At 37.7% G+C, this 23,741-nt stretch carries 20 protein-coding genes; 14 read left to right on the top strand and 6 right to left on the bottom strand.

From position 1 onward, the window contains the following. The first annotated feature begins 82 nt into the window (after window positions 1-82). Window positions 83-700: an inovirus Gp2 family protein gene (locus H5116_RS14450; RefSeq protein WP_182716493.1), complete on the top strand. Its 618-nt coding sequence runs from the start codon at window positions 83-85 to the stop codon at window positions 698-700. A gap of 140 nt (window positions 701-840) precedes the next feature. Here H5116_RS14450 and radC read toward each other — a convergent pair whose 3' ends face one another. Next, a complete protein-coding gene (radC, locus tag H5116_RS14445) occupies window positions 841-1,335 on the bottom strand; it encodes a RadC family protein (protein ID WP_182716492.1) in 495 nt (164 codons plus the stop codon). Between the two features lie 134 nt (window positions 1,336-1,469). Between radC and H5116_RS14440 the strand changes: the two genes are divergently transcribed. Beyond that, complete coding sequence (locus H5116_RS14440; protein ID WP_182716491.1) at window positions 1,470-1,649, top strand: AlpA family transcriptional regulator; 180 nt, start codon at window positions 1,470-1,472, stop codon at window positions 1,647-1,649. Between the two features lie 60 nt (window positions 1,650-1,709). Here the strand turns inward: H5116_RS14440 and H5116_RS14435 are convergent, their stop codons facing one another. Next, window positions 1,710-1,844 (bottom strand): zinc ribbon-containing protein, encoded by a 135-nt coding sequence (locus H5116_RS14435; RefSeq protein WP_182716490.1) that lies wholly within the window; start codon window positions 1,842-1,844, stop codon window positions 1,710-1,712. A 189-nt stretch (window positions 1,845-2,033) separates the two neighbouring features. Beyond that, on the bottom strand, window positions 2,034-3,611 hold the full coding sequence (locus tag H5116_RS14430) for a DNA cytosine methyltransferase (RefSeq protein ID WP_182716489.1): 1,578 nt from the start codon (window positions 3,609-3,611) through the stop codon (window positions 2,034-2,036). A gap of 402 nt (window positions 3,612-4,013) precedes the next feature. Here H5116_RS14430 and H5116_RS14425 point away from each other — a divergent pair, with 402 nt between their 5' ends. From H5116_RS14425 to H5116_RS14410, 4 genes are all read left to right on the top strand, one after another. After that, window positions 4,014-5,456 (top strand): MvaI/BcnI family restriction endonuclease, encoded by a 1,443-nt coding sequence (locus H5116_RS14425; protein ID WP_182716488.1) that lies wholly within the window; start codon window positions 4,014-4,016, stop codon window positions 5,454-5,456. A 12-nt stretch (window positions 5,457-5,468) separates the two neighbouring features. Further along, a complete protein-coding gene (locus H5116_RS14420; protein WP_182716487.1) occupies window positions 5,469-6,065 on the top strand; it encodes a hypothetical protein in 597 nt (198 codons plus the stop codon). A gap of 260 nt (window positions 6,066-6,325) precedes the next feature. Further along, window positions 6,326-6,910, top strand: a complete 585-nt coding sequence (locus tag H5116_RS14415) for a hypothetical protein (RefSeq protein WP_182716486.1) — start codon at window positions 6,326-6,328, stop codon at window positions 6,908-6,910. Then, window positions 6,897-7,970 (top strand): DUF262 domain-containing protein, encoded by a 1,074-nt coding sequence (locus tag H5116_RS14410; RefSeq protein WP_182716485.1) that lies wholly within the window; start codon window positions 6,897-6,899, stop codon window positions 7,968-7,970. Before H5116_RS14415 ends, H5116_RS14410 begins: the two co-directional genes overlap by 14 nt. 150 nt (window positions 7,971-8,120) lie before the next feature. Here H5116_RS14410 and H5116_RS14405 read toward each other — a convergent pair whose 3' ends face one another. After that, window positions 8,121-8,453: a hypothetical protein gene (locus tag H5116_RS14405; protein ID WP_182716484.1), complete on the bottom strand. Its 333-nt coding sequence runs from the start codon at window positions 8,451-8,453 to the stop codon at window positions 8,121-8,123. Window positions 8,454-8,515: 62 nt separating this feature from the next. Next, window positions 8,516-9,163, bottom strand: a complete 648-nt coding sequence (locus H5116_RS14400) for a hypothetical protein (RefSeq protein WP_182716483.1) — start codon at window positions 9,161-9,163, stop codon at window positions 8,516-8,518. A gap of 246 nt (window positions 9,164-9,409) precedes the next feature. On the opposite strand from H5116_RS14400, the gene ylqF reads away from it, so the two are divergent. Beyond that, window positions 9,410-10,363, top strand: a complete 954-nt coding sequence (ylqF, locus tag H5116_RS14395) for a ribosome biogenesis GTPase YlqF (protein WP_024595146.1) — start codon at window positions 9,410-9,412, stop codon at window positions 10,361-10,363. Window positions 10,364-10,916: 553 nt separating this feature from the next. Here ylqF and H5116_RS14390 read toward each other — a convergent pair. Continuing rightward, window positions 10,917-13,895 (bottom strand): DUF3857 domain-containing transglutaminase family protein, encoded by a 2,979-nt coding sequence (locus H5116_RS14390; protein ID WP_182716482.1) that lies wholly within the window; start codon window positions 13,893-13,895, stop codon window positions 10,917-10,919. A gap of 498 nt (window positions 13,896-14,393) precedes the next feature. On the opposite strand from H5116_RS14390, the gene H5116_RS14385 reads away from it, so the two are divergent. The 7 genes from H5116_RS14385 (at window position 14,394) to fusA (ending at window position 23,288) form a co-directional block, all read left to right on the top strand. After that, window positions 14,394-15,635 (top strand): OprO/OprP family phosphate-selective porin, encoded by a 1,242-nt coding sequence (locus tag H5116_RS14385; protein ID WP_182716481.1) that lies wholly within the window; start codon window positions 14,394-14,396, stop codon window positions 15,633-15,635. An 11-nt stretch (window positions 15,636-15,646) separates the two neighbouring features. Then, window positions 15,647-16,618 (top strand): tripartite tricarboxylate transporter substrate binding protein, encoded by a 972-nt coding sequence (locus H5116_RS14380; protein ID WP_008136527.1) that lies wholly within the window; start codon window positions 15,647-15,649, stop codon window positions 16,616-16,618. A 13-nt stretch (window positions 16,619-16,631) separates the two neighbouring features. Continuing rightward, on the top strand, window positions 16,632-17,099 hold the full coding sequence (locus H5116_RS14375; protein ID WP_008136528.1) for a tripartite tricarboxylate transporter TctB family protein: 468 nt from the start codon (window positions 16,632-16,634) through the stop codon (window positions 17,097-17,099). A gap of 3 nt (window positions 17,100-17,102) precedes the next feature. After that, entirely contained in the window at window positions 17,103-18,623 is a 1,521-nt protein-coding gene (locus tag H5116_RS14370) for a tripartite tricarboxylate transporter permease (RefSeq protein WP_008136529.1), read from the top strand. An 11-nt stretch (window positions 18,624-18,634) separates the two neighbouring features. Beyond that, window positions 18,635-20,257 carry a sensor histidine kinase gene (locus H5116_RS14365; RefSeq protein WP_024597083.1) on the top strand — a complete coding sequence of 541 codons (1,623 nt, stop codon included), beginning with the start codon at window positions 18,635-18,637 and terminating at the stop codon, window positions 20,255-20,257. Between the two features lie 14 nt (window positions 20,258-20,271). Continuing rightward, the gene (locus H5116_RS14360; protein ID WP_008136531.1) at window positions 20,272-20,997 is read left to right on the top strand and encodes a response regulator; all 726 of its coding nucleotides are present in this window, start codon (window positions 20,272-20,274) and stop codon (window positions 20,995-20,997) included. Window positions 20,998-21,203: 206 nt separating this feature from the next. Next, a complete protein-coding gene (gene fusA / locus H5116_RS14355; protein ID WP_004334977.1) occupies window positions 21,204-23,288 on the top strand; it encodes an elongation factor G in 2,085 nt (694 codons plus the stop codon). Window positions 23,289-23,741 lie beyond the last annotated feature (453 nt).

Raw genomic sequence — 23,741 nt, 5'->3', positions numbered from 1 at the left:
ACTTAGCCATTTATAAACACTAATAATGTAAGAACATACACAAAAGTCTCTTTGTATAGCTAACCAACGAAGAGACTGTAAAATGACAAAACAACTTTCATATAACTCAGCATACCAACAACGCATTGAATTGGTTTTAAACCATGCCATTGAGCAATACCCTCGATTGAATGTAGTAAGATTTGACTTATACCTCCCTGATTATTATCAGTGTCTTGATACACCTAAAGCAGTAGCGAATAATTTAATATCAAGGTTCTTTGCTTCATTGAAAGCAAGGCTTAGCAGTGACGCAATACAGCGTAGACGTTTAGGGCATAGAGTTCATGACACGGAATTGTACTATGTCTGGGCGAGAGAGTTTGGAGAGCTTGCAGGTAAAGAGCACTATCATATTGCGATTTTTATAAATAAGGACAGATTCCACTCCTTAGGTAGCTATGATTATAATTCCGGTAGCTTAGCATCATTAATAATACAGGCTTGGGCTAGTGCACTCGATATCCCTGAGTATGAAGCACAAAGCCTTGTTAACTTTCCTGATAATGCCTGTAACTGGGTTGAAAGAAACTCTAAAAATTATCGTTCACAAAGAGATATATCTGTATCTCGATTAAACTATTTAGCAAAAAATAAAACAAAAGTTTATGGTACTGGTAAGAGAAACTTTGGTACTAGTAATATACCTAAGCTTTTCTAATGGTTCTTTTAAGAAAGCGCCCCAAGTAGGGCGCTGGTTTATTTAATATCATCTTCATAGATCTTCTGAATTATCTTCAAAATAGCAATCGTATGAATAATGATTCTTACCGTATTAGAATTTAGCAATATATCCTCCTCTTAGTTGTTACTGTCTAAACTTAGTAGCTGCCTTTCTGCAAAAGAAACACATGTTTCACCTACGATAATGTGATCAAGCACTGTCACGTCTATCAGCGCTAAAGCACTTTCCAACTTCTTTGTAATGAGTTTATCTGCCTGTGATGGCGTGGGATCACCTGAAGGGTGGTTATGGGCAAAGATAACGCTGGTGGCATTTTTATTTAGTACAGATTTAACAACCTCCCTTGGATAAACCGAAGCGGCATTAATAGTTCCAAAGAAGAGCTCTTGATAATCAATAATTCGATTCTGGCTATCCAAATACAACGCTGCGAATACTTCACGCTCGTATGCACCGAGTTTTGCTTTTAAAAAGTCTATTGCCGTAGAAGGGCTGTTAAGCGCCCCTAAGCGAGCATACCTTTGCTGCATTATTTCAGCAGCTCTTTCTAAGATTTTATCTTCTAAACATTTAAATTTTGATTCGTATTGCTTGGTTTTAATTAAAGCCATGATCAAGTCCTTAGGTGGGTAATGAATACACCTGAGTGATATATGCCTTCAATATTTTTGATTTGGTCACCAGCTTAAAAAGTAACTTTCTACATAACTGACATATCTCTTGAACCTATAACGGAGATAGAAAAATGCGGTTAATCAAATTAAAAGAAGTTATTCAAAAAACGTCACTTGGCCATTCAAGTATTTATAAATTTATTGCTGAAGGCACATTCCCAAAACAAGTGTCGCTAGGTGCTAAATCAGTGGCATGGTTAGAATCAGAAGTTGATGATTGGATAATTGAAAGATTAGAAGAAAGAGGTTAATTGTTTTATTTTGTAAGGTAATAAGAGCTATCTAAATAGATAACTCTTGGAGAGCAGTTGCTACGGTGTGTATTCTGTTTCATGACATTTAGGACAAGGTGGCAAAGTATCATCATTATCGTCAAGTGTTACAGTGTTGCCACAATTATCACATTGGTAGGTACCGGTACCTGGTTTTTCCCCTGTTGTAGACATTTTTATATCCTCTGAAAGTTTACCTAAAAAGTGACTTCTATTAGTGAATGCTTTAATGAAAAGATTCTTATAAAACTTAGTAATAAGATATCTATCTGTAAAGGTATTAGAGTAATTTATAGTCTTAAAATCGTTGGCAATATATTGGCTACTTATTTAACAGCGAGGTAAGGATATTAACGCTGAGGATTAATTAGTCTGTAGAAGCTTTGCCACAGTTAACCCTAAAGCAGCACCTAAAACAGGGGGTACTGCATTACCAACTTGCGTATATTGAGGGACTTCAAACTTCCTCATTTGCCCTCCTGTTGTGATCTTAGAGCGAAATACAAAGTTATCAGGGAATGACTGTATTCTAGCCATTTCTCTCACTGTTAAAACTCTTAGTTCGTGTTCATCATAATGACAAGCATCGTCTGGTATTGATAGTGCGGCAGGAGCTGGTAAGTTCGCAATTAATGCTTTCTGTGTTTGTTTTTTGGTTGGGTGAGCTTTAAGGTAGCATTCAAACTCTGCTTTAGAGGCAAACTGATATAGCTCACCATTTTCATGCAAGTACTCAAAACTCGAAAGGGTTGACCAAACAGCAACATCCAAAGAGCTCGTTTCGCCTTTTAAGATTTTAAAGACAGCCTGGGTGATAGGTCTTTGGCCAACTTGCTGCAATACTTGATAGAGCCTAAACCTTCTTTTTACAATCGGACTATTATTTCTTAACTCATGGTTTTGTAGCTCGGAGCGAGATTCGAGTATGTTAAATCGGTCATTTAAGTTCTGGACGAAACTTGATAGGTTCGATGGATTATGAACTTTAAGATCGTCAATAGCTTCACTTACTGACACTTCCACTGAGCCCACCAAATTGTTTAAGAATGACCCCTCAAAAATGTGTAAATCGCTTGGCTTATTAGAGTCATAATAATTTAATTTACCGAACTCTAGCTTTTCACCATTTTCTTCAACTAGCTTAAAAAACTCCACGGATTGCGAGAATATTTCTTGTTCTATATGGCTGAAGTCATTTTTGATCTTGTCCAAGTGATCTTGCCTTACACCTATTAAGATAAAGCGAGGGCGGTTTTGTGCTACCCCTGCTTTTCTTGCATTAACGTGTAAACATAAAGGTATATAACCAATAGAAGCAAATACTTTTGAAACTTCATACCAAGCATGGAAGCTATTGCCTTCTTCGTCCTTAAACGGACGAAGAATACCGCTCACGTTTTCAAGTAAAACCACCTTTGGGCGAGTGATGTTTACAAACTTCGCAAACTCCCATGGTAGGGTATTTTTATCACTATTCTTCTCTCTTTTCCCTGCCATTGAGAATGACTGGCATGGAGGCCCTCCAGAGACTAGATCTAATCCACCTCTTCGGTTAAATGCACTTTGAAGCTGTTCTACAAGTGCAGGAGAAGATTCTAATAACTTATTTAATTCAATAATACTTCCCACAACTAATTTTCCATTTAACGTGGATAGATCATCTGGAATATCTGAATGACCTGCTTGTTTAAAAGATGGGAATTCAAAAGGGTTCTCTCGTAAGCGAGGTTTGAGATCTGCAAATTTACTATTTAGCCAAATAGCATTCTCAGCACTTTGGCTTTTATTTGCTTTTTCTTCTAAGTTTTCATCAAAAAAGTTATACGTGAAAGTCTCCGCTGCCATAGGGGATAGCTCATTAGCTAAAACTAACTCAAAGCCGACACTTTCAAGGCCAAGCGATAAACCACCACAACCTGCAAATAACTCAATATGATTCAATTTAAATACAACTATTATTACGAAAACTTAAAAGCCATTTTAAAGCTAGGCAATTCAAAAGTCCAGGTATTTTGAACTTTTATTTTACTTTATCAGTTCAATCACTTAGGATATTGATTGCTGTTTGAGAGCAGCAATTGAATTACTTCCTAAAGATCCCCCTGTGGTCCTCTCTGTAGATACCGAAATTTTCGGACGTTTACAGTGAGCGCTTTCTAAATCACTTAGTAAACATATCTACGCACTCGGTTAGAGCCTGAGGGTGTACTATTTTTTCTATCCTCATCTTCTCTAGCCATTGGCTCGGGATATTAAGCCTTCCTATTTAGGTAAAGCAATTTATGCAAATCCTTTAATTCTAGTTTGTGCCGTTAGAGCACTTAATTTAAAGGAATAGTAGTTATGTCTAATACAAACTACCCTAGTGAAAAAAGATTAAAGCAACTGGTAAAACAGTTTAAAAAAGAAAAACAAGTTAAGACTCATCAGGCGTATCAGCTTATTAGCCAATCACTTGGTTATTCGAGTTGGCAGGAGCTAAAACCTATTTTAGAACTCCACTGGAAAACTCAAATCCCATCCCCTCAAATATCTCTAGATTTTATTGCTGATAACGATGTAAACCTAACAAATGAAGAACTGAAAGACATTGGTTTGGAGCGCAGTGCAGAGCTTGAAAAAGCCATGAAAGAAATCGTTGAGAAAAATAAAATTCAATTGGCGAAATTAGGTGTAGAGTATTCTATATTTGAGCCAACATTAACAGGCTTAAAAAAGTCGATTCTAGATGCAACTCAACCAGTAAGAACTCATTTTGAACTTGAAAAATTTCACTATTATTTTTCTCAAGGTCAAGGTCCTGATCATAAAGTTGTAAAAAAAGCTTATCTACTGACCCCTGAAAAAACTATCAATTCTTCAGCTCGTTTATATCGCCCAAATACAAAGAAAGGCGATCCACGGATGTGGTTTAGTAAGTTGGGTGAGCTAGCAAGCGCTGGGGACCAGGTTGCCATTGTTATATATGAGGATGAGCCATACCTCATCAATATCTCAAATAGTTTACTTAGCGAAGAATTAGGCATTGATAATAGCCCAGTTCGTACACTACTTGAGTCTTATGTTAATGCTGACAACACTATTGCAAAGGAATTGCTAGGCAAGTTAGAGGCTCTTGCAATAAAGCCTTTTAAAGCTCTAAGAACTGGTGACACTGCTATAGGTTTTACGCTAGAGACATTAATTGGTATCGAGGCTAATTCAAGCAAGTTACCAGATTATAAAGGCATTGAAATTAAAGCAGGTAGAGGAGGTAAGAATCGCTCGAACTTATTTGCACAAGTAGCTAAGTGGGATATTAGTCCTTGTAAGAAAAGTGCAGAAATCTTAGATAAATATGGTTATCAACGAGAAAATGATTTTAAACTTTATTGCACAGTTAGTACCCAAAAATCAAACTCCCAAGGTCTGCATTTTAAATATGATAAAGCAAATGATCAGCTTCAAGAGTGGCACGATAATGGAGAGTTAGTTGCTATATGGCCTGGTTACGTCCTTCGCGACCGATTACTTGAAAAGCATGCTGAAACTTTTTGGATTGAGGCAGAGAGCTTTTTTATCGAAGGTATAGAACACTTTCAGTTAAAAAGTGTCATTCATACAAAACAACCAATAGCCTCTCAGCTGTTACCACTGCTAGAAAGCGGTGTTATTACAATGGACCACCTAATAAAACGTAACGGTAAAACAAATAGAGTGAGTGAAAAAGGTCCATTATTTAAAATAGATAAGAAAAACCTTGCTCTTTTGTTCCCAGAGCCTCAAAAGTATTTTTTGGTAGATTAAAGGACAAAGTATATGACTTACGTAAAAATGGAAATAACACCTGAAATATTCGAAACTGCCATAGCGCGGGCAGTTAATCTCTCACCATATCAATTGAACTTCAAACAGCACTTGCAGGATAAAGATGGTGAGATTCAAGCAAAACTCGAAGGTACGATTGGTGAGGTAGTGGTTGAAGCATGGCTAAAGAGCAACAACATTTGGTTTGAAGATAATAGAAGCAATCATACCCACGATTACTCACTTCATAATGACACTCTTGAGGTTAAAACCAAAGTGCGAAAAGTTCCACCCTCATTAGGGTATGAGTGCTCTATACCTGAGTATACTATGGATATGCAAACTGCAAAAATCTATACATTTGTTTCATTAACTCAGGTAGAAGACAAGCAGCTATCTTTAGCTAAATACCCGGAAGCTTATATCGTGGGTGTTATATCGAAAGAGCGCTTCCGAAGCATAGCTAGACATTTCAAAAAAGGTGATTTTGATCCATCAAATAATTTCACTTTTAAGAAAAGTTGCTTCAACGTTTTTATAAATCAAATGACTAGCCCTGTAGAGTTTCCTGAAATCTACAAAAACTATATTAGTGCCAAAATTAACTAAAATATTCAAATATTCGTATAGGTTTAAATCATCTGCACTGCAATTTGTCCGTTCATATTAAAAAGTCATTTTGGAGCAGAATAAGAGTCTTAAATTTCCAGAGCTTTAATTGCTTGTTTACAATGATAATTATTAGTGAAATTATAGTTGTATGTAATATACACTATTGTGGGATCTCATAATCCCTAAGGTGGTAGTGGATAAACTGTTATGGCTCTTATATTTCAGCGAATCAATTCACTTAAGGATAAAAGTTTTCAATGGAGCGACATGAAGTTCTGAGTTACATCAGAGAAAAGTCATCTAAAGATATTTATTATGAGTATCTGATAGGGCAAAGAGTTTGGTATTTCGATAATTTTTCTAGTGATGTTGATTATGATGACTTTAAAAAGTACATATCAAGAAAACTAGATATACCATTTAATAATATCTCAATTGTAGGTAGCGCTAAAACAAAATTTAGTTTTTCACCATTGAAAAACTTTAAAGAGTTCAACGATGAATCAGACTTTGACTTGATTATCGTTTCTCAAAAAGATTTTACAAGTCTTTGGAGTGCCTACCGAGAAGTATCTCAGGAAACATACTTGCATGGGTTTAACGGGAAAAGTGCAAATATTTTTAATGGATTCATTAGCGTAAAAGATGATGATCAAACCTATGGAAATATAGTACTACAGTCATGGCAAAGAAAGATATTAGATTTTAAAGCAGAGCTTCAGCTCAAATTTAATATATCTCATGAAGTAAATTATAGGATTTATGCCGATTGGGAGTCTGTACAAGATTACCATATCAAAGGCATCGTAAAATTGAAGGACAGCGCAATTGAAACTAATTGAAGCAATAGATGTTCAGCCTCAAGATATAAAGTGGCTTAGAGATTTAGAGCAAAAAGGATTATTAACAGTTGATAATTCCTTTCAGCGAAATTATGTTTGGACTAAAAAGAATCAAGTCCAACTAATAGAATCTATTTTGATGGGCTTTCCAGTACCTGAAATATACTTGTGGAAAACCGGAACAGATGAAGATACCGGTGATACTATGTATTCAATAGTTGACGGACAGCAAAGGTGTGGGGCAATATTTCAATATATTTCCAACCAATTTAAACTAAATTCTGGTTATTTAAATGAGTCTTATGAATCCTTTGAACGTATTAAAGGCACTAACTTTCGAGATTTAGAAGCTGAAGACAAAAAAGCTATTTGGTCATATATTTTTTCCGTACGTTTAATTAGAAATAGTGTTCAGCGACCTGACATCGTGAATATGTTCTTACGATTAAATAGCAATAACCTTACTCTAAACCCTCAGGAATTGAGAAATGCTGAATTTGATGGGGCATTTATTGAAGCTGTAGGAGAGTTGGCTGAATTAGAAATATGGGATAAGTACTCTTTGTTTGGGTTGTCAGATAGAAGAAGGATGAGAGATATTTCTTTTATAAGTACTTTGTTGGTTTTTATGAAACAAGGACTACAAGAAGATATTACAAATGATAATTTGAATCGTATTTATGATTTATACAATGATGAATACCCATCCAAAAATGATGATCTTGAAAAGTTTAAACAAGTATTAAACTCAATAGAATTAATCCTTGATAATAGTAAAGAAAGAGCTAGTGTTCTGAAAAGGCAGGTTCATCTATATACGTTGTTTACTGTTACTTATGAGTTGACTTTAGATAACGAGTTAACAATACAACAAATAGAGAATTATAGAAAATTCATTGATAATTATGACAATGAAGAGAACCTTACAAAGTATTTCCCTGAAATGGTATCGGAATTACTTAGCTATAAAGCATTGTCAAAAGAAGGAACTCGTCAAAAATCTAACCGTGTTGAAAGACATAGAGTAATCAAAGAAATAATAAATATAAAAACCAGTTGATAGTGAAATTAAAAATTAAAGTTGACCGTTAGTTCATGTTTGGCAAGGTTAAGCTTTACGTTGCTATTACGTTGATTGGGTTTGCTGAACTTACTGCAAAAATATACGACTGACTGTCAGATTGGAATTACTAGAATTCAATCTGACAGTTTAATTTAACCTTTTTAAATTAAACAGAAATAACTTTAAGTCTTTGTAATTTTCACAGCAGAAAAACTCTTCAATATTAATCTCACAATAAACCTCAGGTTTATCCATAGACCCTTCATTTACTCCCTTGGTAATCATATATCTAGGCGTATCTTCCTCTCTTTGCTCTATGTCAGCATAATCAACCCATAGTACATAATACTGCTCGCCTACTTTAAAATAGAAGCTAGGGCAAAGATCGTTGTGCCAACTCTTATCTATTAAGGAAGGGTGATTTTTTAAGTCAAAGCCTAGGTCAAAGTTTTGACCAAACTCCTGTTTATATAACTCCATTTTTTACTCCTAAAAATAAATACTAAAGCAGGTGCGTTTGCACCTGCTTCTATGCCGGTTAGTTATAGTGGAAAGCCTAAATCTTTTTCTGTGAGATAATAGCAATTATCTTCCTTGTTAAAGCCCACGGAGCTTGCGTATGCAGGAGCACCCTCGACAAAGTATATTTTTAGATGCGGAGCCGGGTTTTGGATGATCTCTATTTTAGCGTTACCTTGAATCAGCTGTCTGCTTGGTATATTCAAAAGCTTTGATACACTCCTTACTATAGTTACGTTGTGCCCAAGTTCTTTAATAAACTTGTCGTTGTAAATTTCTAACTCTGCTCTAACTATGCCTTTCTTTTTCCAGTCCCTTAAAGGGCCTGACCATATATTTGCTAATAGTTTAGATTCACTGTTAAATTTACTGGCTTTCCAAATTTTTACTTTATGGGAACCATCTGCATAATGAATTACTATTTCAGCTTTCTGTACTTTGACTAACCTAGATTTAAATTCATCAGCATCTAATCCACTATAACCACCATCAAATTGCTCCGTAAATGTTAGTTCAGGCTTTAGCTCAGCTGTACTTTCTTTCGAGTTTTCTACTAAATCAAGAAGGCGATTAATAGCTCTGTCAGCTGTGTCATTAAATCCCGCAGCATGTTTTTCTAATCTTTCATAAGTACACTTAAAGATCGAGAAACTAACTAAATTACTATTCATATACAAAACCCATAAATTAAATCATACTTGATGCTTTTTATGATGCCTATGCAGAAACTCCCAGTCAATCATTATTTTTATCAAATATGATTGTAAATATGGTTTTGTTATAAAGTTATGCAATAGAGGTAGTAAATGCTGTAAACTTAGACCTATTAGTTGAGGTGATAAATCGAAATTATTCACCCAGTACCCCGCACAGTACCCCATGGTGTTATGGTTTGATATAAAAGGCTTGCAAATCAAATGAGTAGAGCAGGAATACAGTGGTTCCCTGGGCACATGAATAAAGCCCGCAATGAAATTAAAGAAATAATGCCACAAATGGATGTGATCATTGAAGTGCTTGATGCGCGCATTCCCTACAGTAGTGAAAACCCGATGGTGGCAACCTTGCGTGAAGGTAAGCCGGTCATCAAAATTTTGAACAAAGCTGATTTAGCTGATCCTAAAATGACTCAAATCTGGAAAGATTATTTTGAGCAAGAAAACGGTGTTAAAGCGATTTCTTTTGGGCATGATAAAGCAGCTGAAGTACACCGTATTAATGAGCTTTGTAAAAAGCTAGTGCCGCATAAAGTGGGTGCAGATAAGCAAATTAAAGCCATGATCATGGGTATTCCTAACGTGGGTAAATCTACGTTAATTAATGTATTGGCTGGGCGTATAGTTGCAAAAACAGGTAATGAACCTGCGGTAACCAAAGCACAACAACGCATTAAGCTTGAAGACGGTATTATGCTTTACGATACGCCAGGTATGTTGTGGCCAAAAGTAGAAAACGAAAACTCAGGTTATCGCTTAGGCGCCACCGGTGCCATTCGTGATACAGCACTTGAGTATGAAGAAGTAGCAAGTTACACAGCTGAGTACCTATTGCGTGCATACCCTGAGTTATTAAAAGCGCGTTATAAAATAGATGAATTACCACAAAGTGATTGGGAATTTGTTGAAATGGCGGGGAAAAAACGCGGCTGTATTCGTGGTGGTAATCAAATAGACACATATAAAATGTCTGAAATACTAATCAACGAATTACGCGACGGTATCATTGGCCGTATTACTATGGAAACTCCGCAAATGCGTGAGGAAGAAGAAGTAATGGTTGCTGGTTTACGCGCCGCTGCAGAAGCTAAAAAAGCAGCTAAAGAAGAAGAGAAAAAACAACGCCGAGCACGCGCTCGTAAAAACCGTCGTTAATTGATTTAGTTTAATTTAACCAACTAAATTACAGACATAAAAAAAGCCCGTAAGGGCTTTTTTAGTTTCATATCTACCGTCACCGATATGAGCAATGTAGCAAGTAAAATAGTAGGGCGGTTACTCATCATCAACATCAAGGGGCGTTGCGGTTCATAACAAGTAACCATAGCTGTTTACGTGCGCCACACGTTGTTTCAGGGTCGAGAAACAAATCAATTCATTCCTTAACAAGTGGTATGCAATCCGTCTTGTTGATATTGATTATCAGTTAGATCTAACTATCTGTCAATATCTAAATGCAAATAATTCTTATTATTGGTGAGTTTGTTTTTTATTCATATATAAATCGGCTAGTTAGCACTGACATTTAATAAAAATACTTACTTTGGTTGAACAATTAAGAATAAAAAATAGATGCTTAATACTTATTAAATAATTTGATATGGATTTTTATTATAAAAGCATTGCTTGTAAAACCTTAGCCCCTAAAGATCAACAGCCTTTAATTTATGGCTAAAAATATTCGTACTTAACTGGATATTTTAAGCCACTAACGCACTTTATTTGCTGTTATACGTAAATTAATCTGCTCCACTAGTACTTTATCCTGCTTGTTTAGACGCCCTACAATGAGCAAGAAATCACTACCGTCAGTTTTTATTACTTTAATGCTTGTGTTATCAAGTTTGGTTTTACCGTATGTGGTTTCTATTTTTTCTATGTCTTTAAAGTGACTAAGATCTGATTCAAGCTTACCGTCATCGTTTTTGTAGTAACTAAAAACATAGTTCTCGGTTATTCCGTTACCGTCTTCTCGGTAATCAAATACTGCATCGCTATAAAAATAAAGTATTTCTTCGTTTTCAGGTGTTAGGCGATTACGTTTTAAAAAGTGTACTTGGTAAGGCCATAAACTATCGCCTTTTATAATTGCAGCATTGGGTAAAATATTTACTTCTTGAAGTACGCCTAGAAATAATAGAGGTGCAAACGCAAGCGAGATTAAATACTGTCTAATTCGCCAGTATGAGTTGTAATGTAGGGCTTCTTTACTTATATCGGTTTGCTCAATGTAACTAACTAGGGGCAACCATAAAAATGGCATTATACAAATCACTATGGTTGCGTATTCGTCCATACGATAAGCAAAGGCGCTGGCAAGTACCATTAGCCAGAGTGTTAAGGCAGTCCAGTTAGGCATTACTCTATTTTTGTTTAACTGTTGTTGGCTGTGCTGTGCAAGTGCGAGATACAAAGGGTAATACCATAAAAATGCAAATATACCTCGAGCAATAGGCATAATACTTGAGTTATCGCGCTCTTTAATGGCCTTAAAGTTACGATAACTCCAGTAGTTAACAAATATGCCTAAACTTAAAATACTGTAAATAATAAACTTACTTACAGATACAGCATAAAATGGACTATCTTCAAATTTAACTTTTTTTGCTGACTCTAATCGCCAATCGGCGAAGAAGAATATGAGCACTAAAATATAGCCAGCCAACACATATTTAAGCCAGCTATAACCAAAGCTATCTAGCACATCAGCTGTTGTTTGAGGCGTTTCGCTCGCCTTTGCATATTTTAGAATAGGGTAATGGGTTGCTGATATTAACTTTTTACGCTGTGCTAAATAATCATCTATTTGATCCGCTTTAATATGATCTTGTTTTGCGTAATAGTTATAGCTCAGTGTTAAAACATTATCATTAAATTCAGTAGTTGTTTTTAGATTGAAGTAGTCGTTGTCAATTTCTTCTTGATCGCTATCAAATCCCCAACCTTTTTCTGCAAAATGTAGTTTTATTGTGGTGTTAATTATATTGGGGTAGTCAAAGTAAAGTGGGTCGGTACGATTTACCTGCTTTGGTTCGTAAACGCTATTTTGTATTTCACTCGCATAAAAACTAGCTTCGTAGCCTTCGTCTGTTTTTTCCCAAAATTCACTAATTAAATACGATTCTTTGGTTATTAGATTCCCCGTTTTTTCTTGCTCACTAATTGCCATTGCTTCATTGATTGATAAGCCATTTAAAAAACCTTGGTAATACTCGAAGTAAGATTTAGCAACGCTATTTAGACCACTGCTGGCTATATTGTTTCTTCGGTTAATTGCTTCAAATTCAGCATAAGTGTACTGGGTTTCAAAACGTGATGACTCAGATACTTTTTCAGCAATAAAAAAGTTATCCTCTACAGATACATTTGTATGTACAGGTTTTTGCGCCATTGAAGTTAAAGCGCTTTCACCTTTATCAATAATTAGGGCATAGCCATAATCAGGCTGTGCTAAATATTCGAGAGTACCTCGCTGGTAGCTAACCGTAGGATCGAGCCAGTAGCGTTTTCCGTTTTGTTTAAGCGTAACAATAACGTGATTAAATACACTTGCAGAAGGTGGAAGTTCTTTTAAACGTTTGGTTTCCTCTGTATCAACTAGCGCAGGGAAGGCTTCTATATCCATCGCTTTTAATAACGAGATAAGCAGTACTGTTTTATCTTTGCAATCGCCGTATCGTAGCGAAAGCGTTTCTGAAGCTGACGTTGGTTGATGCGAGTTAGTGCCCATTTCAAGCCCTAAATATCGAACTTCGTCTTGGCTAAAGCGCAGTGCTGCTGCAATTTTATCTGATGTTTTTGTGTGTTTTGCTTTTATTTTTTTAGCTATATCCAAAATGCTGCTTGGGGTTTCTATGGCTGATTGATAAAGCGGATATGCCCAGTTAACTACCTGACCCCAATCGTCAAACTCAGAAAAGTAAACTTGTGTATATGGGTCGTACCACGTTGGGGTTTGAGAATTCTGCTCCAGTAAAGGTTCTTCAAAAAGAGTTATAGAATAATCTTTGCCATATTTATTAAGCGTTTCTTGAATATCTGCTGTGCCGTTTATTGTATTTATATGTAGAGGTGTTTGTTTACCCCAAAGTACACGCATATTTTGTTGCACTACGGGTACCGACCAGTTCAGCGTGCGTCTTGTACTAAACTTATTAGCATATATAGGGTTGCTGCCTGTCACTGTGTAGCTGTAATCGAGTATGTCGCCACTGCGCATATCATCAATAATAATATTGAGTGATAAGCTACCATTATAAATACGCTCAGCTAATTCAGATTCACTCTGTATAACCGTCATTCTCGCGCTATCAAGCTTATCAATGTGCTCATTATTTCTGATAATCGTTAAGCTATTTAGTGTTAGCGACTCGTAACTTGGATCAAAATCAAGACTAAGCTGGCTTATATAATCAACACCACTTTGATTTAAAGCTTTCATAACCAAACGCGTATAGCGTTGCTGTTTTTGTCTGCTCGGTATATAGGATTGGTTATCGAGTAACAAATAAAGTGTGCCGTCACGTACCTTGGTTATGTCGGAATGTTTGGGTTGCTCAATAATATGTGTATTAACCCAATTAGCTGGTTTATCTATTTTATATTGCTGCGCAAAAATATTATGAGAGAAAATTAATAAGGTAAGTGCAATTAGCCAAGAGCTGAGTCGAAGGAAGTTCCATTTCATTGTAGGGTCTTATAGTTGTTTTTATAAATACTATTGAAGGAATAATGTACCAAATTCAGGCTTTTTTGACAATGTGATGTTAACAAATTCATTGTTGAGCAGTTAATTAATAGTATATAAATAAACTGCTATGGTAAGTGCGAAACGCTTAACCCCCTCAAATGTTCCTAAAATGATTTTCTAGTTGTATTGCTAAATCATAATTAGCTAAGCCTACTTTATTGTGGGCTTTATTAGAGCTGCAAAAATCCTATCTATTTATTCGTACGGTAATCATTCAAACCTTTAAAAGTGTTTATAAATCAAAATATAACAGTAACTGTTTTTGCTCTTTTTGTTCATGAACTTTATGAGCAAAAAGCATATAACGATCATCAATGCACCTTACCTTCTAAATATTTAGTTAATTTCACGTTAACAATAAGCTGCGAGTTAGATAGCAGTTTGTCGTCGCTTATCTACCTGACAATAAATACATACACAAGCGTGGAGAAAATAATGAAAGCAAGTAACACACAACTCGCTTTGGCAGTTGCTGCAGCATTAGCAAGTACATCCGTTTTAGCCGATAACGATACGCAAAAACTACAAGAGGAATTAGATGCGTTACAAAAAGAAGTAAGTGCACTAAAAACAACCAGTGGTTTTAATTTAGAGTTTGGTGGACGGGTTCAGCTCGACTACAACTATTTTGATGGTGCTTACAATGCTGATAACGAGGGCTCTGGCGGGAGCAATTTTTTCCCTCGTCGTATTCGTACTTACGTTGAAAGTGAGCACGGAAATTGGGATCACAAGTTGTTACTCGAGTTTGCCGAAGGCACTGCTGAAATAGTGATGGCGCGTGTTCGCTATGCGTTTGATAACGGACTTAAAGTTAAAGCAGGTAAAATTCGCGAAGATATATCGCTAAATGCATTAACCAGTTCAAAGCACATTAATACAATTGAGCGTAGTTCGCTTGCCAATACTTTCTCCCCATTTTTTCGTTGGGGCGCTTCTGCCTATCAATATTTTAAAGACTCTGGCTTTCGTTACGCGATAGGCGTTTATAAAAATGATGCATTTGGTGCAACAGGTAGCGATGAAAACGATAAGCTTACTCTTGCTATTACTGGGCGTGCTACATGGTCGAGTACATCACCTGGCGATGTAATTCATTTAGGCGTGTGGCATTCATATCGCGATATGGGTGGCAATGAATTAGGCGCACGTTTTGCGCGTGGTGAAGTGCGCGAGACTAATACTCGCCTTGTTGATTATGCTGCTGGTGGTGTAACAAGCCCACTTGATAGTTTATCGCAAACCGGTCTTGAGTTTGCTTATCAGGCGGATTCTTTAACACTTGAGGCTGAATATGCAAGCCGCTCACTTGATGCCGCTAATAGTGCTGATTTTTTAGATGGCGAGCGCTTTGATGCTTTTCATGTATCGGCAAGTTACTTTTTAGGTGGAGAACAGCGCCAATACAAAGCGAGCTCTGCATTATTTGTACAACCTAAAAATATTAAAGATGCATGGGAGTTGGTGGCACGTGTTTCAGAAGTAGATGCTACAAGTAGCTTACAAGGCACAAAAGCGACAACTTATACATTAGGTACATCTTATTACGTAAGTAGTGATATTAAGTTTATGGGTAATCTAATTTACAGCGATGTAGAAGGTGCCGGTACTACTGCGCTGGTTGGCGACGAAGACTCTGGTATGGGCTTTAGTGCACGTATGCAGTATTTATTTTAAAGGGACACACAATGAAATTATTTAAATCATTACAAACGACCATACTTGCAGCATCGTTAGTACTTAGCAGCCCAATGGCAATGGCCGACACTCACTTTTTAATCCCTGGCGGACCTGGTGGTGGTTGGGATACAACAGCCCGTGGTATAGGCGAAGGTTTAGTTAAGTCAGGCATTGAAAATAATGCATCTTTTCAAAATATGTCTGGTGGTGGAGGCGGTCGTGCTATTGCGTATTTAATTGAGTCGGGCACTAAAAAGGGCGATATTTTAATGGTTAACTCAACGCCTATCGTATTGCGCGCGTTAAGTGGCCGAATTCCTTATAGCTATCGCGATTTAACACCTGTAGCCAGTATGATTGCAGATTATGGCGCGTTTGTAGTGCGTAACGATTCTCCATTTAAAACTTGGGAGGATGTTATTAAATCAATAAAAGAAGATCCAAGTTCGGTAAAAGTAGCGGGCGGTTCTGCTCGCGGCAGTATGGATCACTTAGTGGCGGCTCAAGCTGTTAAAGCTGCGGGTATAGATGGTCGACGCCTACGTTATATTCCTTACGATGCAGGCGGTAAAGCTAAGGCTGGGTTGCTTTCAGGCGAAGTGAATTTACTTTCTACTGGCTTAAGTGAAGCGCTTGAAGTAGCTAACGGTGGTCAAGCACGTATTTTAGCGGTTACATCGGGTGAGCCCTTACCTGATTACCCAAAAATACCCACACTTAAGTCACTAGGTTACGATATGGAATTTGTTAATTGGCGTGGTCTTTTTGCTGCACCTAATTTACCCGCTGAAAAGTTAGCACAGTACACAAAAAAACTACGTGAGTTGCAAAGTACACCTGAGTGGGAAGCTGTACGAGCTCGTAACGGTTGGCTAAATCTTTTTCAAGAAAAAGATGAGTTTATTAAGTCACTAGAAGCACAAGAAGTGCAGCTTAGAGCTGTAATGGAAGAGCTTGGCTTTATCCGCACATTGCCGTAATCGAGGTTTTAAAATGACGAATCGAGAATTAATAGGGCCAAGTTTATTCTTGGCGCTATTTACTTTATACGCTGTGGTTGCATGGCAAATTCCGCTACTACCGTTTGAAGAATACGAAACGGTTACCTCAGCGACACTTCCTAAAGTATATGCCGGGTTTGGTATTGTGGTGTGCTTACTTTCTATTGGTTCAACATTGCTTAAACCAAGAGAGAAAACTAATACTGATGATGTTCTTGAAAAGTCACACGTACTGCGCACCTTTGGTTTATTAATATTAATGGTAATTTATAGCGCGGCACTGGAGCCAATTGGTTTTTTAATTTCTACTAGTGCGTTTTTGCTTGCGGGCTTTTTTGTGATGGGCGAAAGACGTAAGGGAATTTTGCTATTTGCATCGATACCGGTTGCGGTGGTTTTTTGGTTTTTGATGACTCAAGTATTGGGTATTTACTTGGTTCCGGGCGATTTGTGGAGTTAAGTTATGTTTGATGGAATTATGCTTGGTTTGTCGACCGTGCTCGACTTTAATAATTTAATGTACGTTATAGCTGGCTGCTTGGTAGGTACTTTTATAGGTATGTTACCAGGATTGGGGCCAATTACCGCAATTGCCTTGATGATCCCAATTACTTACAGCATTGGCGCCGATTCGGGCATGATTTTAATGGCGGGTGTTTATTACGGCGCTATTTTTGGTGGCTCTACGTCATCTATTTTAATTAATGCGCCTGGCGTGGCGGGTACGGTAGCTTCCTCCTTTGATGGCTACCCGCTTGCTAAACAAGGGCATGCAGGTAAAGCATTGGCAATTGCTGCTTATTCCTCCTTTATAGGCGGAACGATTGGCGCCATATTATTAATGGTAGCTGCACCTTTATTAGCAAAAGTGTCATTGAGTTTTCAATCCCCTGATTATGTTGTGTTGATGTTTTTAGGCTTAACAGCTATTGCAGCATTTTCAAATAAAGGGCAATTTTTAAAAGCAATGATGATGACTGTGTTTGGCTTGATGCTAGCAACGGTTGGTATTGATCCATCATCAGGGACTGACCGATTTACCTTTGGGCAACCTGATTTACTCGACGGAATAAGCTTTTTACTGGTTGCTATGGCAACGTTTGCATTAGCCGAGGCGCTTGTAAATGTTGTAAAACCAGAGAAAAAAGATGCTAAAAACATTAATGACTCAGACACACCGCAAATAGGTTCAACCAAGTTAAGTAAAGCCGAGATTAAAGAGATAGCACCAGTGATTGGTCGCTCGTCTATTTTAGGTTTTATAGTGGGGGTGTTACCGGGTGCTGGTGCAACTATTGCAAGCTTTATGGCTTATGCAACAGAGCGAAATTTAGCGCCAAAAGGTTTGAAAGAAAAGTTTGGTAAAGGCTCATTACGTGGTTTAGCTGCGCCAGAGTCGGCAAATAATGCGGCGTGTACAGGATCGTTTGTTCCACTGTTAACGCTTGGTATTCCGGGCTCAGGTACTACGGCAATTATGCTAGGTGCTTTGATTGCTTACGGCATTCAACCAGGTCCAATGCTTATGCAAGAAAACCCAAGTGTATTTTGGGCGGTTATTGTAAGTATGTACTTTGGTAATATTGTACTGCTTATTTTAAATTTGCCGCTTATTCCTTACTTTGCAAAAGTATTAGCAATGCCTAAGTCGGTACTCACCGTGATGATATTGTTCTTTAGCTTAATTGGTGTTTACTTAGTGTCCTTCAATACCTTCGACTTATTTATGATGGTAGGATTTGCGGTGGTTGCGCTAGTATTGCGATTACTGTCATTTCCTATGGCACCACTATTATTAGGTTTTATATTAGGAGATATGATTGAGCGAAACTTCCGTCGTTCAATGATGATTTCTGATGGCTCATTAAGCTTTTTATGGGATCGTCCGCTAACATTGAGCATATTTGTAATTTCAATTTTAGTGCTGTTGTTTCCGTTAAAAGATTATTTAATGCAACGCCGTGCAGACAAAGTAAATGCATAATTGAGAATGAAATGAAAAACACCAACAAGCTAAATCCATTGCAAAACATGGTCACAAAACCTAAGCGATTAGAAACACGATTAATTATTTGGGTAACAGGATTGTGTGTATTGCAGGCTTTATTATTTGGCGCGTTGGTGTATCAACTTACAGCGCAAAGCTTACATAACCATATTGGTGATAAAGCATTAGCTGTGGCAAGCAGTATTGCCACACGTGCTGATGTAATTAATGCACTGAAAATACCTAGTGACTTAACCGCTATTAACATGAAAATTGAAGATTTACGACAGCTTGTAGGTGCTGATTTTATTGTTGTTGGCGATGAAAATGCGCTTCGTATTGTGCATCCAGATGAAGATAAAATTGGCAAAAAAATGGTCGGAGGCGATAGCAAAGCTGCATTAAAAGGTGAACGCTATATTTCGGTGGCCCATGGTAGCTTAGGTGAATCAATTCGTGGCAAAGTGCCGGTGTACGCAGGTAATAATGAAATAGTAGGCGTTGTATCGGTTGGTTTTTTAGTACAATCAATCGATCCGCTTATTCTCTCTCGCAGTAGTGAAATTTTAATATGGGGCTTAATACTTGTAGGTTTAAGTATACTGGCGGCTATTTATATTGGACAGCGTGTCAGAAATGCTATTTTTGGCCTGCAGCCAGATGAAATTGCACGTTTGTTTTCAGAACAAGATGCAATTTTAAATACGGTACGCAGCGGTATTATTGCACTCGACCCGGACGGAAAAGTACGAAAACTCAATCAACGCGCCTGCGAAATATTAGATAAACCAACTTCAATTCTTAATCAGAACCTCAGCTTAAACGATTTATTACCTGAACATGCAGAATTTTTATTGCGTAATCAGCGACGTAAAATAGTGGGTTTTGAATTATTTGCCGCCGATAAACGCCTTATATTATCGAGATTTTCTTTGCAAGTGCAAGGGCAGGCGGATGGTATTTTACTGAGTATGCGCCCCTCTGATGAACTTGAGTATTTAAGCCAACAACTTACTAAAGTTCAGGCTTTTGCAGAGCTTTTAAGGGTACAAACTCATGACTATTCTAATAAGCTCAACTTAATTGGTGCGTTAGTGCAAATGGGCAAAAACGAACAAGCTATAGAAATAATAGGGCAAGAAAGCCAGGGCTCTCAGGCACAAATTCATAACTTGTTAGAGCGCATACAAGACCCTGTGCTTGCTGGTTTGTTGGTGGGTAAATATCATAAAGCAAGAGAATTAAATGTTGCGCTTGAGCTTAACCCCGACAGCCTACTTGGTGTTATTGCACGTAAAGATATGCTCGAGCGAGTTGTGTCTATTTTAGGTAATCTTATAGATAATGCGATTGAGGCTGCTATTAGGTCATCGAACTCTCGCTCTGCAAAAGTACGGGTAACCGTTGATGAAACCAGCCAAACTCTCTTATTTGATGTAGAAGATACAGGCTTTGGGTTAGGTTCTGACCATGATGTTATTTTTACCCCTCAGTACAGCTCTAAATCAGGAGCAGAGCATGGTATTGGTTTATATTTAGTAAAAACAAATTTAGACTCATGCGGTGGCACGTTAGAAATTGGTGAGTCAGACCTACTTGGTGCAAGACTAAGTGTTTACATTCCAAAATAATAAGAGCATTAAACATGACGTATTCAGTAGTAATAATTGAAGACGAAGTAGAGGTAGCACAGCTATTAGCGCAGTACTTGTTATTACCAAATGGTGTCGCAGGTAGTCAAACGCCAAAGCAAAGTTTAAGGCAAGCACAGTATCAGGTAGTGGGCATTGCAGGTAATTTAAGCACGGCAACAGCCTTACTGCATGCAATTGAACCCGATTTGATTTTACTCGATATACATTTACCTGATGGTAACGGACTTGATTTATTGACCGACTTACGACGTCGAACGATTAAAAGTGAGGTTATGCTGCTCACTGCTGCAAAAGAGGTCGAAACCCTTGAAAAAGCAATGCAGTTAGGTGCATGCGACTTTTTAGTAAAACCATTAATGTTAAACCGACTTGATCAAGCACTCGCACGTTTTGAATCACGTCAGCAATGTTTTTCTGATGCAAGTGAAGTAACGCAGTCAATGGTTGATATGTTATTTGGTTCAAAGCAGCAAACCAACACGTCTGTTCGTTTACCAAAAGGGGTCGATCAACTTACCCTGCAAAAAATACATGATGCTTTTGTAGAGCACGCAACCACTGCATTTACTGCTCAGCAAATGGGCGATTTGGTCGGTGTGAGTCGCTCTACAGCACGCCGTTACTTAGAGTATTTGCTTGAATCAGGTAAGTTAACAGCGGATCAAAGTTATGGCAGTATTGGCCGTCCTGAACGTTGCTATAAAATAGCGAAGTAACTTGGTGTATCTGAAACTTAAGTATTAAACGCTATTAATTTCAATGTCTTGCGTTTTTTTTGTTATGTTTGATATTTAATAGATTCTGACGATAAAAAAAATATGTTGAATTGATTGCATTTTAAGCGGCTTGTATGGTGATGTTCGCATTAAGTGATGTTATACTCCTGCCGAATAATTTATCGACTTTATTAAGAGTAAAATTAATGGCAGATTTATCGAAGTACAGAAACATTGGTATTTTCGCGCACGTTGATGCGGGTAAAACCACGACTACTGAGCGTATCCTAAAGCTTACTGGTCAAATCCATAAAACAGGTGAGGTTCATGATGGTGAATCTACTACTGACTTCATGGAACAAGAAGCTGAGCGCGGTATTACTATCCAGTCTGCGGCTGTAAGCTGTTTCTGGAAAGATCACCGTTTTAACGTTATCGATACTCCTGGACACGTTGACTTCACAGTTGAAGTATACCGTTCACTTAAAGTATTAGATGGCGGTGTTGGTGTATTCTGTGGTTCTGGTGGTGTTGAACCACAATCAGAAACTAACTGGCGCTATGCTAACGAATCAGAAGTTGCACGTATTATCTTTGTAAATAAATTAGACCGTATGGGTGCTGATTTTTACCGTGTAACTGAGCAAGTACGTAAAGTACTTGGCGCAACTCCACTAATCATGACTTTACCAATCGGTATCGAAGATGAGTTTGTTGGTGTTGTAGATGTTTTAACTAAAAAAGCGTACGTATGGGATGACACTGGTCTTCCAGAAAACTACGAAATCACTGACGTTCCTGCAGACATGGTAGAAAAAACTGATGAATACCATGAAATGCTTATCGAAACTGCTGTAGAGCAAGACGATGACCTTATGGAAGCGTACATGGAAGGTGAAGTACCTTCTATCGAAGATATCAAGCGTTGTATCCGTAAAGGTACTCGTGACCTTGCTTTCTTCCCTACGTTCTGTGGTTCTGCTTTCAAAAACAAAGGCATGCAACTAATCCTTGATGCTGTTGTTGACTACTTACCTGCTCCAACAGAAGTTGATCCTCAACCTCTTATGGATGAAGAAGGTAACGAAAATGGCGAATTCGCAATCGTATCTGCTGACGAACCTTTCAAGGCGCTAGCATTTAAGATAATGGATGACCGTTTTGGTGCATTAACTTTCGTACGTATCTACTCAGGTAAGCTTAATAAGGGTGACACTATCCTAAATGCGTTTACTGGTAAAACTGAGCGTGTTGGCCGTATGGTTGAGATGCAAGCAGATGACCGTAACGAATTAACTAGCGCACAAGCTGGTGACATCATTGCTATCGTAGGCATGAAAAATGTGCAAACTGGTCACACTCTATGTGATCCTAAGCACCCAGTAACACTTGAGCCAATGGTATTCCCAACTCCAGTAATCTCGATTGCTGTACAGCCTAAAGATAAAGGCGGTAATGAGAAAATGGGTGTTGCTATCGGTAAAATGGTTGCAGAAGATCCATCTTTCCAAGTTGAGACTGATGAAGATTCAGGCGAAACTATCCTTAAAGGTATGGGTGAGCTTCACTTAGATATCAAAGTTGATATCCTTAAGCGTACTTACGGTGTAGACCTTATCGTTGGTCAACCACAGGTTGCTTACCGTGAAACTATCACTCGTGAAATCGAAGATAGCTACACGCATAAGAAACAATCTGGTGGTTCTGGTCAGTTCGGTAAAATCGACTACCGCATCAAGCCAGGCGAAGTTGCTTCAGGCTTCACGTTTAAATCATCAGTTGTTGGTGGTAACGTACCTAAAGAATTCTGGCCTGCAGTTGAGAAAGGCTTTAAGTCAATGATGGGCGAAGGTGTTCTAGCTGGCTTCCCAGTATTAGACGTTGAAGTTGAACTTTTTGACGGTGGTTTCCATGCCGTGGATTCATCTGCAATCGCGTTCGAAATCGCTGCTAAAGGTGCTTTCCGCCAATCGATCCCTAAAGCGGGCGCACAACTTCTTGAGCCAATCATGAAAGTTGACGTGTTCACTCCAGAAGATCACGTTGGTGATGTAATCGGTGACCTTAACCGTCGTCGTGGTATGCTAAGCGACCAAGAAGCTGGTTTAACTGGCGTTCGCATTAAAGCTGACGTTCCGTTATCAGAAATGTTCGGTTACATTGGTTCACTACGTACAATGACATCTGGTCGTGGTCAGTTCTCTATGGAGTTCTCACACTACGCACCATGTCCACAAAACGTAGCTGACACAGTAATCGCTGCAGAAAAAGAGAAAAAAGCTGCTAAGTAATTAGTTTCTTAACTCTTTAAAAAAACCCGCACATGTTGCGGGTTTTTTATTGCCTATAATTTGGTTTTATTTTTTTAGTTATTTATAACTACTTTTTATTATTAATTAGTCCTATATAACTAATTAATAAAAAGGTACTAGAGAGTAATTTATTTATATTGTTACAAAGCAGGGATTTGTTATACACGTCTATGCACAGAGCGTTATATCAATAGTGAGGAAATTACTGTTGTATCATTTAGCTCGTTTTTTCTTTTCACTATTTTTAAGTAGAACTGGAGAATGGTAAGGTTTTTCATTTTTATAACTGGCAACTTGATGATGAAACGCAATCAGTTATTTCTAAAATGTACTGTAATAAGTTAGCTAGAAAAATAGAAAATATTAGCGGCAAATGCAGCGCATGATTTTTTAATTTAGATAGAAAAAAGGAGCAATTAATTGCTCCTTTTT

The sequence above is a fragment of the Pseudoalteromonas sp. SG45-2 genome, from assembly GCF_014164115.1.
GTDB lineage: Bacteria > Pseudomonadota > Gammaproteobacteria > Enterobacterales > Alteromonadaceae > Pseudoalteromonas > Pseudoalteromonas distincta.
The sequence above is the reverse complement of the archived record's forward strand: the minus strand, read 5'-3'. Positions and strand labels throughout refer to the sequence as shown.